We start from the raw sequence: 12588 nt of genomic DNA on the forward strand, positions 1-12588 counted from the left end.
TCGCTCTTTTTGATTGAGTGTTTTCCGCTATTAAACTCGAAGTAATAGTTCAGTAATCTAACTTTTCGCCAAACTTATCTTCACCATATCCAGTCCAATCAGCCCCATGCACACCGATGTAGCGTGCACTTTAATTACTAATGCGTCATGCAACCATTGGTGTTGAACATGCTCTTGCTGGGTACCATCGGCAATAGCCGGCGAAATACTGTAGTCACCCGTTGGCAAGCGCGGCAAACGAAACTCAAATCGCGCTGAAAAATCCGCGCCGGGTGGAATGTACACGGGCGTATTTTGGTAGGCCAAATAGGTGTTATCGCAAAAAATCACTTGTCCCAATCTATCCTTCATCTGAAACCCAATGATGGGACGACATAACTCTTGAACGGCCTGGCATTTTATTTCAAGCACCATTTTCTCTCCGCCGACGATCCAATTCAGCGGTGCGTACTCAGTATCTAAAATTTGGACAGAAACAATTTTGGCCCCACCAGCACCAAACCCTGCTTGCTCGTCATTAAAGTTAAAGACCTCGATGTCATTGCGCAAGTTAGATCCATTAATTAATGCGTCGCGCATATCTCGAGCAACAACAGCGGCTTTTTCCTCAATAACTTTTTCTTTAGTGCTCTCTATTCCGTTTATGTCTTGCGTCGTTGAATAGAGATTAGCCATGTACTGGGTCACGATTTCTTTTGGGATCCCTTGCGCAACAATTCGACCTTTTTGCAAAAGAACTGCTTGACTACACAAATTCACCACTGCACCTGTGTCGTGACTTACGAACAAAACGGTTCCATTTTGCATAAAAGCACGCAAAAAGCGCATACACTTTTGGGTAAAAAACACATCACCGACAGAAAGTGCTTCATCAATTACCAAAATATCGGCATCAACGTGAGCAATTACGGCAAACGCCAATCTAACCATCATCCCGCTTGAATACGTCTTGACAGGTTGTTCAATAAAATCGCCTATGTCAGCGAACTGAATAATTGCGTCAAATCGTTGATCGATTTCATGGCTACTTAAACCCAGCACTGACGCGTTCATATACACGTTTTCGCGACCGGTAAATTCTGGATTAAAGCCTGAACCGAGCTCAAGCAGCGCGGCAACCCGGCCATTAGTTTGGATAGTCCCCGTCGTTGGTGTTAAGGTACCGCAAATGATTTGTAACAGTGTTGATTTCCCTCCGCCGTTTTTACCAACGACTGCATAGGTCTCGCCCTTTTTAACCTCAAATGAGATATCACTGAGCGCCCAGAACTCGTTGAAATATTTCTTTACCGTGAGACCCAATAAACGTTGCAATCTCGGCAAAATAAATTGCTTAAGGCGGTTCCGTGGGTTTTCATAAATCTCATAGCATTTGCTAATATTGCTGATGCGTATTGCTATTTCATTGTTTTCAAAGGACATCAGCAAAGCCCTTCCTAGTCTTTTGAAAAAAAACATAACCAACCCAAGCGATCACGCAGGCAATCAATGTGTAGATTCCTAGGCCCATCCAGTTGGGTTGATTACCCCAAATTAAAACCTCGCGTGCCTGCTCAATAATGAATGTCAAAGGATTAGCAATTAGGTATGGACGCATTTCGACTGGTACAGCAGTAATCGGATAAAAAACCGGAGCTAAAAACATCAACATTGTTGTGATAATCGTTATCGTCTGCCCAATATCACGCAAAAACACGCCCAGCGCGGCCAAGAACCAGGTAAGCCCCATCGTTAAAATTACTATCGGTAAAATTACAAATGGAATAAATATCAATGTCCATTGCAGGTAACCGTTAAAGATAAAAAACGCTAATAACAAAACGGTCATACTAATTAAGCTATGAAATAAATTTGCCCCCAAGGAAACAATCGGCAAAATTTCGATTGGAAAAACGACTTTCTTCACATAATTCACATTATTTAAGATTAAGCTCGGAGATCGATTCAATGATTCACAAAAAAGAGTTTGAACGATCATTCCTACAAAAAGCACCACCGCAAATTCAGTCTTACTACCACTAGCTGAAGCGCCCCCCCAACGAGATTTAAAAATTTCAGAAAAAACAAAGGTGTATACCATCAACATAAAAACGGGATTAAAAAATGACCACAACAAACCCATGGCAGAGCCTTTGTAGCGCCCGATTACTTCTCGCTTGCCCATCTGAAAAATCAATTGTCGATGTTGAATTAAACTCTGAATCAACGAGGCAACCGAAGTAGGTTGCACTGCATGCGGGTTGACTGATCCTAGTTGTGAACTCATGAAAAACACTCAGCCTGCGAAATTGTCATGGCTTGCTTATCTTTTGCAGACAAAGCAGGCATCTCCTGATGCGGCCACTGAATAGCCAATTCAGGATCATTCCAAGCCAAGCTACGTTCGAACTCAGGTGCCCAATAGTCGGTCGTTTTATACAAAAATTCAGCAGAATCGGACAACACAACAAAGCCATGCGCAAAACCTTCTGGCACCCAGAACATACGTTTATTTTCTGCAGACAATTCAATACCTATATGCTTACCAAAGGTAGGCGAACTGCGGCGCAAATCTACTGCCACGTCAAATACCGTGCCTTGCACCACACGAACTAATTTTCCCTGTGGTTGCTGGATTTGGTAATGAAGTCCGCGCAGGACGTTCTTTACCGATCGGCTGTGGTTATCTTGGACAAAATTTGCTTTGCGTCCGATGAGTTCTTCAAACTTGCGTTGGTTAAAACTCTCAAAGAAAAAGCCACGGTCATCACCATACACCGTGGGTTCAATAATGAATAAATCGGGGATTGCTGTTGCTATTGCCTTCATGGGTACACTTTGTCCTCTAACAAACGCAGCATGTATTGGCCGTAGCCATTCTTTGCTAACGGTTGCGCTAATTTAGTTAATTGTTCTGCGTTGATAAAGCCTTTGCGGTAGGCGATTTCTTCTGGGCAGGCTACTTTTAAGCCTTGGCGATTTTCTATGGTTTGAATGAAATTGCTGGCTTCCATTAAGCTTTCGTGCGTGCCGGTATCTAACCACGCGTAACCACGGCCCATGATTTCGACATTGAGTTTTTTACGTTCCAAATAAATGCGATTGACGTCAGTGATTTCCAATTCACCACGCGCTGATGGTTTCAAATTGGATGCGATCTCGATGACATCGTTGTCGTAGAAATAGAGACCAGTGACGGCGTAATTACTTTTCGGCTTTAATGGCTTCTCTTCCAAGCTAGTGGCTTGTCCGTCGGCGTCAAAGGCTACGACACCATAGCGCTCCGGATCTTGGACATGATAGGCAAATACAGTTGCGCCTTGATCTTGCTGAGTCGCTGCTTTGAGTTGCTGCTCAAGATTATGACCATAGAAAATATTGTCACCCAACACCAAGGCAGTCGGGCAATCACCGATAAATTCTTTGCCGATGATAAATGCCTGCGCAAGTCCATCGGGACTTGGTTGCACGGCGTACTGCAGGTTCAGGCCCCATTCGCTGCCATCACCCAGCAACTGCTCAAAGCGCGGGGTATCTTGCGGCGTCGAGATGATCAGGATGTCGCGGATGCCGGCCAGCATCAATGTGCTGAGCGGGTAATAAATCATTGGCTTGTCGTAGACCGGCAGCAATTGCTTGGAAACTGCTTTGGTTACGGGGTACAAGCGTGTGCCGGAACCGCCGGCTAGGATGATACCTTTGCGTGCTTTCATGATTTTCTTTCGATAATTTCTGACAGCATTCGGGTTACGCCAACTTGCCAGTTCGGCAGCGTCAGATTAAAAGTTGCTTTCAACTTATCCGTATTGAGGCGCGAATTGGATGGCCTTGGCGCGGGCAATGGATAGGCCGTCGCTGGAATTGGTTTGATTGCGTCAGACTGCACCTTAATGTCCAATCCATTTTTACGGCCAAACTCAATGGCAAAGCGCGCATAGTCATACCAAGTCGTAACGCCAGCCGCGGCTAGATGATAAATACCTGCTTTCTCGGGCCGCTGCAGCGCTTGCGGAATGCACTGCGCTGTGACGTCGGCCAATAGCTCGGCACCAGTCGGCGCTCCAAATTGGTCATTGATAACATTAAGCTGGTCGCGCTCTTGCGCTAAGCGCAGCATTGTTTTAGCGAAGTTGCCGCCACGTGCAGCGCAGACCCAACTCGTTCTGAAAATCAGATACTGACATTCAGACGCGCGAATTGCTTCTTCGCCAGCTAGCTTAGTTTTGCCATAAACACTTAATGGAGCCGTTTGATCCGATTCCTGCCAGAACTGCTGGCCGCTACCATCGAAAACGTAATCGGTTGAGTAGTGAATCAACCATGCGCCTAAACGTTTGGCTTCATTCGCCAACAGCGCTGGCGCTAATGCGTTTACTTTGGTCGCTAATTCAACCTCGGACTCTGCTTTATCGACTGCGGTGTAGGCAGCGGCATTGACGATTACGTCAGGAGCGATGGTCCGTATCGTCGCAACGATACCTTCCAGATCGGCAAAATCACCGCAAAATTCTTGGCTGTTAGTGCTCAACGCAACTAACTCACCCAAAGGTGCCAGACTGCGCTGCAATTCCCAACCTAGTTGACCGTTTTTACCAAATAAAAGGATTTTCACGCGTTGCGCTCGCTGTAATTTTTAGCCACCCAATCACGGTAACTGCCTGATTGCACGTTTGCGACCCATTGCTGATTTTCTAGGTACCAATTCACCGTTTTGCGAATACCCGTATCGAAGGTTTCTGCTGGCTTCCAGCCTAGTTCACGCTCGATTTTGCTGGCATCGATGGCATAGCGCCGATCATGTCCTGGACGATCGGTGACGGTAATAATTTGTTCGCGATAACTTTTACCGTCAGCGCGCGGGCGAGCTTCATCCAATAGCGCGCACACGGTGTGGACGATGTCGATATTTGGTTTTTCGTTCCAGCCACCAACGTTATAGACTTCACCTAATTTACCTGCTTCCAATACACGACGAATCGCGCTGCAGTGGTCTTTGACGTACAACCAATCACGGATTTGTTGTCCGTCACCGTACACCGGCAACGATTTACCCGCTAAGGCATTCACTATCATTAGTGGAATGAGCTTTTCCGGGAAATGGAACGGGCCGTAGTTATTTGAGCAATTAGTCGTCAACACTGGCAGGCCATATGTATGGTGATACGAGCGCACTAAATGGTCGCTGGCTGCTTTGCTGGCTGAGTAAGGGCTATTCGGTTCGTACCGATTGGTTTCGGTAAATGCTGGGGCGTCTTTCGACAGGGAGCCATATACTTCATCCGTCGAAACATGCAGGAAGCGGAAATCTTGTTTAGCGTCAACCGGCAACGCGGACCAATAGGCTCGCACGGACTCAAGCAGATGAAACGTGCCAACAATATTGGTTTGAATGAAATCTTCCGGACCGTGGATGGAGCGATCGACGTGGCTCTCAGCAGCAAAATTGATTACAGCGCGCGGTTGGTATTGTTCTAATAATTTGGTAACTAATTTACTATCACCAATATTACCTTCGACAAAAACGTGGCGAGAATTACCGTCCAGCGAATTCAAATTTTCGCGATTTCCGGCGTAAGTCAATGCATCCAGATTAATAACTGTCTCATCGGATTGGGCCAACCAATCCAATACAAAATTGGAGCCAATAAAGCCCGCACCGCCTGTTACCAAAATCATTGATGTGCTTTCGTTCTAAACTCTACATTAGTGTGGATAACTATTTCAAACTTAAAGAAACAACTACCCGCAAAAAAATTAGGACAATTATAAAGGAATGTCATATTTCAAAACCATTTTTTGTTGCAAATCGATCATTTTCAACGATTTAATTCACTTTTCACATCACTTTTCGTCTACTTTATGCATCAAGTGTATGTCAGCAAAAATTGGATTCAAGCTCAAACAAATAACAACTATTCTTTTAAATTCAATTAATTAACTCTTCTTAAAAACACAATTTTTTCCGCGAGGCAAACCTTAACCGTTTATTTTGCCAGTGGCTATGCCCTATTTAGGGCATTTTAGGCTTGCCACCCTACATAATCTGCTACCAGTTGCAACAAAATGCGCGATTTTGTCAGATTAACGATGCAATATGTCAGTTAAACAATGTTTATTGTCGGCAATAAGAATGCCACGGCCAAAAATCGCGTTTTACAAAAGAGTCGATCAGACTTAACCTTTACTTTACCTAGCAATTATTACCGACCAATTATGACAATCTCCAACGACTGGTTTTACTGGGCAATTTGTTCCGCTATTTTCGCGGCGCTGACCGCCATATTTGCCAAAATCGGACTGCAAGGTGTTGATTCTGATTTGGCGACGCTGATTCGCACCTTCGTCATTTTTATTGTCCTGAGCTGCTTTGTCGCAGCAATGGGTAAATGGCAGAATCCGTTGCAGCTTTCGTTCAAAACATGGTTATTTCTCATTCTGTCTGGACTAGCCACCGGTGCTTCTTGGGTGTGCTATTTCCGCGCACTCAAAATCGGTGAAGCATCCAAAGTCGCGCCGGTCGATAAATTAAGCTTGTTGCTGGTTGCGATATTTGCCGTCGTCTTCCTCAACGAACGTCCTAGCTTGCGCGAATGGCTAGGCATCGGTTTGGTTGGCTTGGGCGTCTTTGTCTTGGGCTTTAAACGTTAGTGTTTTTTACATCCCTAGAGTTTCTTACCGCTTCGGATGCAATAATGGTCGCCACTTGAGATGAGTCTACGGAAAATTTCCCCCTCCCATCCCCACAACATCGCTGGTTAACGCCGCCATTTCATCGTCAGATGACCGTCATTACAATGTGTTGCAACTGAACAACTATCTAACTTTTCTTACACTATTTACTACATACGTTTTTGTAGCTAACTGGCCGATGAGGAAGGCGCTTACTTTTTTTAAAATTTCCTCCCCCCGATTTTCCTCCCTCTATAATTTTGTCGGCTTAGGCCTGATCAAAGAGCGTTATTTTTAATACATGAAATCAACGCCAGCCAAGTATTGTGCTTTACACAAACACTCAGAATCGATTCGCACAGAATCTGCTAGTAATATCGTATCCACAAGGGAAAACATTTATAATCACGGGTTTGATCCGTTGTCGAGATAAATAATGCCGATTTATGCTTACCGTTGTAACGAGTGTGGTTTTGCGAAAGATGTTTTGCAAAAAATATCCGATCCTCTACTCACCGATTGCCCATCTTGCGGAAAACCGGAATTTAAAAAACAAGTGACTGCTGCGGGCTTTCAGCTCAAAGGTTCGGGCTGGTATGTAACCGATTTCAAAGGTGGCTCGGGTGGCACGTCTGCACCTGCAACAGATAGTCATGTCAGCAGTTCTGCCAAATCCGATAGCGGCACCAGCAGTTCAAGTGAATCAAACTCGAGCAGCAGCGCAACATCAACACCTGCAACAACAGCAACCAAAGATTAATTTTAGCTCGCCCACCCGTACTGTTTTTTAACGACCTACACGCCATGCTAAGAAAATATTTCATTACCGGTTTATTGATTTTAGTTCCGCTCGCGATCACGTTTTGGGTGATAAATTCGGTGATCGGTACGATGGATCAATCGCTGCTGCTATTGCCGCCTGAATGGCGTCCAGAAAATTTATTGGGCCGACATATTCCTGGCGTGGGCACAATCCTCACCTTGTTGATTATTTTCCTCACCGGCTTGCTGACACGAAATTACGTTGGTAATTATGTCGTGGCGGGCTGGGAATCATTACTCAATCGTATTCCGATTGTGAATTCGATTTACTCCAGCGTTAAGCAAGTATCGGACACATTATTTTCTAGCGACGGTAACGCGTTCCGCACCGCGGTGATGGTGCAATACCCGCGCGAAGGAATGTGGACAATTGCCTTTGTTACCGGCGCGCCGAGCCAACAAGTGCAGCAGCATTTAACCGGTGACTATGTGAGCTTGTACGTGCCCACGACTCCCAATCCGACATCGGGCTTCTTTTTGATGGTGCCCAAAGCCGATGTCATCGAATTAGATATGAGCGTTGATGTGGCGCTCAAACACATTGTTTCTATGGGCGTTGTCGCGCCTGAAAACCATTCAGCAACCAAGCATTAAATCGAACTACCTTTTTAAAATATTAACTGGAACTACCATTATGTCGATGCGAACTCATTACTGCGGTCAAACAACAGAAGCCGCGCTGGATCAAACCGTTAGTTTGTGCGGTTGGGTACATCGTCGTCGTGACCACGGCGGCGTTATTTTTATTGATTTACGCGATCGCGAAGGTTTGGTGCAAATCGTTTGCGCGCCAGAACAAGCGGATGTGTTTGCCGCTGCTGAATCAGTCCGCAATGAATTCTGCTTGCGTGTGACTGGCGTGGTACGAAGCCGTCCAGAGGGCACGATCAACAACAACTTAAAGTCCGGCAAGATTGAAGTCTTGTGCCAAGTTTTAGAAGTCTTAAATCCATCGGTGACGCCACCATTCCAATTGGATGACGACAACTTGTCTGAAACCACGCGCTTGACTCACCGCGTCTTGGATTTGCGCCGTCCGCAAATGCAAAACAATTTACGTCTGCGTCATAAAGTAACCATGGAAGTACGTCGCTACTTAGACGATTTAGGTTTTATCGACGTTGAAACACCGATGTTGACCAAATCAACACCAGAAGGCGCGCGCGATTATTTAGTGCCTTCGCGCGTCAATGCGGGCGAATTCTTTGCCTTGCCACAATCCCCACAATTGTTTAAACAATTGTTGATGGTGGCTAACTTCGATCGATACTACCAAATCACCAAATGCTTCCGCGATGAAGATTTGCGTGCTGATCGTCAACCAGAATTTACCCAGATCGATTGCGAAACATCGTTCTTGTCCGAACAAGAAATCCGCGATCTGTTTGAAAACATGATTCGCTTGATTTTCAATAAATGTTTGTCGGTAGATTTAGACGCTAAATTCCCTGTAATGCAATACAGCGAAGCAATGGCGTTATACGGTTCAGACAAGCCAGACATGCGCGTTAAATTAGCGTTCACTGAATTGACTCACGTCATGAAAGACGTGGACTTTAAAGTGTTCGCTGGTGCGGCCAACATGGTCGGTGGTCGCGTTGTGGGCTTGCGTATTCCGGGCGGCGGCGCAATGCCACGTTCTGAAATCGATGCTTACACACAATTTGTCGGCATCTACGGCGCAAAAGGTTTGGCTTACATCAAGGTCAACGACAAAGCTGCTGGCCGCGAAGGTTTGCAATCACCTATCGTTAAAAATATTCATGATGCAGCGTTAGCGCAAATCGTTGAATTGACCGGCGCTGAAAACGGCGATTTGATTTTCTTCGGCGCCGATAAGGCCAAAGTGGTCAATGACGCCATCGGTGCATTGCGTATCAAGATCGGTCATAGCGAATTCGGTAAAGCCAACGGCTTGTTTGAAGACGTCTGGAAACCATTGTGGGTCATCGACTTCCCCATGTTTGAATACGACGAAGAAAGCGCGCGCTGGTTTGCATGCCACCATCCATTCACCGCACCAAAAGACGGCCACGAAGATTTATTGGAAACCGATCCGGGTGCATGCGTTGCTAAAGCCTACGACTTAGTCTTAAACGGTTGGGAAATGGGCGGCGGTTCAATCCGTATTCACCGTGCGGATGTGCAAAGCAAAGTATTCCGCGCCTTGAATATCGGTGCCGAAGAAGCGCAGCTCAAATTCGGCTTCTTGTTGGATGCGTTACAATACGGCGCGCCTCCACACGGCGGTTTAGCGTTCGGTTTGGATCGTATCGTCACCATGATGGCCGGTGCAGAATCGATTCGCGACGTAATCGCTTTCCCGAAAACGCAACGTGCTCAATGCTTATTGACCCAAGCGCCTTCGGCTGTGGATGAAAAACAATTACGTGAGTTGCACATTCGTCTGCGCGCTACCGAACCGGTAGTCAAAGCATAAACGTGTAGTCTCATGCCAGCTTAGATCGCTAAGTTGATCGTTTTAATAAAAAGGCGCGACTTTACTGTTGCGCCTTTTTTATTTCATTGAGCCTTAAGCATGAACAAACCAAAGAAAATTCCAGAGTCAGTATTAGTCGTCATCCACACGATTGATTTGCAAGTACTGCTCATGGAGCGAGTCGATAAAGAAAATTTTTGGCAATCGGTGACCGGCTCTAAAGACACATTAGAAGAATCGACCCACGCCACGGCAGTGCGGGAGGTGATGGAAGAAACCGGCATCGATGCTAACCAATTCCAACTCACCGATTGGCACACCCAAAACGTGTATGAAATTTATCCAATCTGGCGTCATCGCTATTCAGACGGTGTTACCCACAATACCGAACACGTCTTTGGATTAACCTTGCCTGCGATAACTCCGGTCAAACTGGCCGAACGTGAGCATCGCCAGTTCATCTGGCTGCCTTACCAAGAAGCCGCAGATCGCTGTTTTTCCTCTTCCAATGCTGAGGCGATTTTGCAACTTCCACAGCGCATCAAACGCGCTTGAGGGTTCCATGAAACTGCACATCGCCACCTACAACATTCATAAAGGCGTGAGCTGGTTTGCCCAGCAACCGCGCATCCATGACATGCGCGCCGCGTTAGAAAGTTTAGATGCCGACTTACTGTTTCTGCAAGAAGTCCAAGGCAAGCACGATAGGCGCGCCGCGCGCCATGAACATTGGCCAGTGCAAGGGCAACACGATTATTTAGCAGGCGACCGACGTCAAGCGGCCTATGGCATGAATGCAGTCTATCAACATGGCCACCACGGCAACGCGCTGCTCAGTCGCTACCCAATTCTGCATCATCAAAACCAAGACGTGTCCGATCATCGCTTTGAAGAACGCGGGATTCTGCATTGCATCGTGCAAATGCCAGAGCAACTTGTCCATTGCTACGTCGTTCATTTAGGTCTATTTGCGGCGGGAAGACGGCGTCAAGCCAACCTATTGATTGAAGCGGTTCACAAGCAAACCCCGCCCGACATGCCATTAATAATCGCTGGTGATTTTAACGATTGGCGCAACCACTTAAGCGACTGCTTACGCCATGAGTTAGGTGTTGAAGAAGTATTCGATCATCTGTCCCCGGCGCACCTCCACAAATCGCATAAGGCTGCACTTACCTTTCCTGTCGGCGCTCCGTTTTTGGCATTAGATCGAATTTATGTTCGCGGCCTGAAAGTATGTGGCGCGCGGGTGTTGCGAGGCAAACCGTGGAGCAGCTTATCTGACCATGCGCCCCTAACTACTGACTTGGTGTTGTGATTAGCATTACAATTCTCGTAGCATTTTGTTTAGAGTCGCTTCCCCCCCGTCAGTCATTCATGCTTAGAGAGTGCAATGAACCTGCAACGCCCCGTCATTTTCACCGAGAACAATCAGCTCACTTTATTAAACAGTGGCGCTGAATTTTTTCCTGCTTTGATTAGGGCAATTGATTCAGCCAAAGCGGAAATCTACTTAGAAACGTATATTTTTTCTCAAGACATTACCGCCACCCTGGTGCACGACGCGCTGTGCAGCGCTGCTAAAAGGGGTGTTGCGGTGCATATCGTGGTCGATTGGCTGGGAACTGGAAATACGCGTGCCAAAGCGCTGAGCACTAGCTTTGCCGCTGCCGGAGTGCAGTTTCGGCAATTTAATCCGTGGTTTAGGCGCGGCTTTGCGCGCACCCATCGAAAACTGTTTGTCGCCGATCGGGAAGTGGCCATTATTGGTGGGATTAACATCAATCACGACTTATTCGCCGAGGGACAAAACAAGCGCGTGTTGCCGTTTCCGCGTTGGGATTTTGCCACCCATGTGTCTGGCCCGTTGGTGACGGACATTCATCAATTGATGACCGGGCAATGGGAAAAGCTAGGGCGACTTGATTGGCGCAAGCGCTTGTTAATGCTCAAACCTCCTACTCAAACCTATAAACACCTGCACCAACCGATTGTGGCCGCCCTCGCGCCGCGGGATAATTTTTTTTATCGCCGTACGATTCAAAAAGCCTATTTATTTGCGCTCGGCAACGCTAGACATACCGCCCTTATTGCCACGCCCTACTTCGCGCCGGGTCGCAAATTCCGCACCGCCTTAATCAATGCCGCCCAGCGCGGGGTGGATGTGACCTTGCTCATCGGCTGCGGTGACTTCAAAGCACAGGATGCGGTCGCGCATTCTTACTACCCAAAACTCTTAAAACACGGCGTAAAAATCGTCGAATACCGCAAGTCACAACTGCACGCCAAGGTGGCAGTCGTCGATAACGAGTGGGCCACCGTGGGATCGAGTAATTGCGATGGACTTAGCTTGTTTATCAACCAAGAAGCCAATTTATTAATTAAAAATCACGCTTTTTCTGAGCAACTTTCCGCCGCTATTTCGCAAGGCATCCAAGACGGCGTAGCAATTCATCCGGACGAGTATAAAAATATTTCGTTGGCGAGAAAATTTTGGTACGGATGTGCGTTTTTTATCTATAGTTCTCTAATAAGGTTAATTTCGGTGGAAGATTTGATGTAACAACCCTTTGTTGGCTTTAGTCAACATCGCGACTTTACCCAACGCCAACACTGAGTCTTACTTACTAGAAACTCTCCTCTAAAGTCCAGTTCTCGTTTGACTTTTAGCTCGTAGT

Annotated in this window: 13 protein-coding genes; 7 read left to right on the forward strand and 6 right to left on the reverse strand. The window is 46.6% G+C overall.

Annotated features, from left to right (window positions below; translation table 11 throughout):
* Window positions 1-57 precede the first annotated feature (57 nt).
* Genes E2I14_RS08690 through rfbB form a run of 6 tightly spaced genes read right to left on the reverse strand, consistent with a single transcriptional unit; the run spans window position 58 to window position 5655 of the window.
* Entirely contained in the window at window positions 58-1422 is a 1365-nt protein-coding gene (locus tag E2I14_RS08690; protein ID WP_133327512.1) for an ABC transporter ATP-binding protein, read from the reverse strand.
* Window positions 1412-2266, reverse strand: a complete 855-nt coding sequence (locus tag E2I14_RS08695) for an ABC transporter permease (protein ID WP_133327514.1) — start codon at window positions 2264-2266, stop codon at window positions 1412-1414. Before E2I14_RS08695 ends, E2I14_RS08690 begins: the two co-directional genes overlap by 11 nt.
* Window positions 2263-2808 carry a dTDP-4-dehydrorhamnose 3,5-epimerase gene (gene rfbC, locus E2I14_RS08700; protein WP_133327516.1) on the reverse strand — a complete coding sequence of 182 codons (546 nt, stop codon included), beginning with the start codon at window positions 2806-2808 and terminating at the stop codon, window positions 2263-2265. Before rfbC ends, E2I14_RS08695 begins: the two co-directional genes overlap by 4 nt.
* A complete protein-coding gene (gene rfbA, locus E2I14_RS08705) occupies window positions 2805-3692 on the reverse strand; it encodes a glucose-1-phosphate thymidylyltransferase RfbA (protein WP_133327518.1) in 888 nt (295 codons plus the stop codon). The genes rfbC and rfbA overlap by 4 nt, the downstream gene beginning before the upstream one ends.
* Window positions 3689-4591 carry a dTDP-4-dehydrorhamnose reductase gene (gene rfbD, locus E2I14_RS08710; RefSeq protein ID WP_133327520.1) on the reverse strand — a complete coding sequence of 301 codons (903 nt, stop codon included), beginning with the start codon at window positions 4589-4591 and terminating at the stop codon, window positions 3689-3691. Before rfbD ends, rfbA begins: the two co-directional genes overlap by 4 nt.
* Window positions 4588-5655: a dTDP-glucose 4,6-dehydratase gene (gene rfbB / locus E2I14_RS08715; RefSeq protein WP_133327522.1), complete on the reverse strand. Its 1068-nt coding sequence runs from the start codon at window positions 5653-5655 to the stop codon at window positions 4588-4590. Before rfbB ends, rfbD begins: the two co-directional genes overlap by 4 nt.
* A gap of 537 nt (window positions 5656-6192) precedes the next feature.
* Here rfbB and E2I14_RS08720 point away from each other — a divergent pair.
* The 7 genes from E2I14_RS08720 to E2I14_RS08750 all read left to right on the forward strand — a co-directional run bounded on the left by E2I14_RS08720 (window position 6193) and on the right by E2I14_RS08750 (window position 12473).
* On the forward strand, window positions 6193-6627 hold the full coding sequence (locus tag E2I14_RS08720; RefSeq protein WP_133327524.1) for an EamA family transporter: 435 nt from the start codon (window positions 6193-6195) through the stop codon (window positions 6625-6627).
* A 457-nt stretch (window positions 6628-7084) separates the two neighbouring features.
* Entirely contained in the window at window positions 7085-7408 is a 324-nt protein-coding gene (locus tag E2I14_RS08725; RefSeq protein ID WP_133327526.1) for an FmdB family zinc ribbon protein, read from the forward strand.
* 44 nt (window positions 7409-7452) lie between these two features.
* Window positions 7453-8064 (forward strand): DUF502 domain-containing protein, encoded by a 612-nt coding sequence (locus E2I14_RS08730; protein ID WP_133327528.1) that lies wholly within the window; start codon window positions 7453-7455, stop codon window positions 8062-8064.
* A 40-nt stretch (window positions 8065-8104) separates the two neighbouring features.
* Window positions 8105-9910 (forward strand): aspartate--tRNA ligase, encoded by a 1806-nt coding sequence (gene aspS / locus E2I14_RS08735; RefSeq protein WP_133327530.1) that lies wholly within the window; start codon window positions 8105-8107, stop codon window positions 9908-9910.
* Between the two features lie 99 nt (window positions 9911-10009).
* Window positions 10010-10465 carry a dihydroneopterin triphosphate diphosphatase gene (gene nudB, locus E2I14_RS08740; protein ID WP_133327532.1) on the forward strand — a complete coding sequence of 152 codons (456 nt, stop codon included), beginning with the start codon at window positions 10010-10012 and terminating at the stop codon, window positions 10463-10465.
* 7 nt (window positions 10466-10472) lie between these two features.
* Window positions 10473-11228 carry an endonuclease/exonuclease/phosphatase family protein gene (locus tag E2I14_RS08745; RefSeq protein WP_133327534.1) on the forward strand — a complete coding sequence of 252 codons (756 nt, stop codon included), beginning with the start codon at window positions 10473-10475 and terminating at the stop codon, window positions 11226-11228.
* A gap of 75 nt (window positions 11229-11303) precedes the next feature.
* Complete coding sequence (locus E2I14_RS08750; RefSeq protein WP_133327536.1) at window positions 11304-12473, forward strand: phospholipase D-like domain-containing protein; 1170 nt, start codon at window positions 11304-11306, stop codon at window positions 12471-12473.
* The last annotated feature ends 115 nt before the right edge of the window (window positions 12474-12588 follow it).

It is taken from the genome of Sapientia aquatica (assembly GCF_004358105.1).
In the GTDB taxonomy this organism is placed as follows: domain Bacteria; phylum Pseudomonadota; class Gammaproteobacteria; order Burkholderiales; family Burkholderiaceae_D; genus Solimicrobium; species Solimicrobium aquaticum.

What these genes read in the sequence shown, in the direction of transcription:
- E2I14_RS08690 (WP_133327512.1), bottom strand. Translation starts at nt 1,422, where the DNA reads ATGTCCTTTGAAAACAATGAAATAGCAATACGCATCAGCAATATTAGC.
- E2I14_RS08695 (WP_133327514.1), bottom strand. Translation starts at nt 2,266, where the DNA reads ATGAGTTCACAACTAGGATCAGTCAACCCGCATGCAGTGCAACCTACT.
- rfbC (WP_133327516.1), bottom strand. Translation starts at nt 2,808, where the DNA reads ATGAAGGCAATAGCAACAGCAATCCCCGATTTATTCATTATTGAACCC.
- rfbA (WP_133327518.1), bottom strand. Translation starts at nt 3,692, where the DNA reads ATGAAAGCACGCAAAGGTATCATCCTAGCCGGCGGTTCCGGCACACGC.
- rfbB (WP_133327522.1), bottom strand. Translation starts at nt 5,655, where the DNA reads ATGATTTTGGTAACAGGCGGTGCGGGCTTTATTGGCTCCAATTTTGTA.
- E2I14_RS08720 (WP_133327524.1), top strand. Translation starts at nt 6,193, where the DNA reads ATGACAATCTCCAACGACTGGTTTTACTGGGCAATTTGTTCCGCTATT.
- E2I14_RS08725 (WP_133327526.1), top strand. Translation starts at nt 7,085, where the DNA reads ATGCCGATTTATGCTTACCGTTGTAACGAGTGTGGTTTTGCGAAAGAT.
- E2I14_RS08730 (WP_133327528.1), top strand. Translation starts at nt 7,453, where the DNA reads ATGCTAAGAAAATATTTCATTACCGGTTTATTGATTTTAGTTCCGCTC.
- aspS (WP_133327530.1), top strand. Translation starts at nt 8,105, where the DNA reads ATGTCGATGCGAACTCATTACTGCGGTCAAACAACAGAAGCCGCGCTG.
- nudB (WP_133327532.1), top strand. Translation starts at nt 10,010, where the DNA reads ATGAACAAACCAAAGAAAATTCCAGAGTCAGTATTAGTCGTCATCCAC.
- E2I14_RS08745 (WP_133327534.1), top strand. Translation starts at nt 10,473, where the DNA reads ATGAAACTGCACATCGCCACCTACAACATTCATAAAGGCGTGAGCTGG.
- E2I14_RS08750 (WP_133327536.1), top strand. Translation starts at nt 11,304, where the DNA reads ATGAACCTGCAACGCCCCGTCATTTTCACCGAGAACAATCAGCTCACT.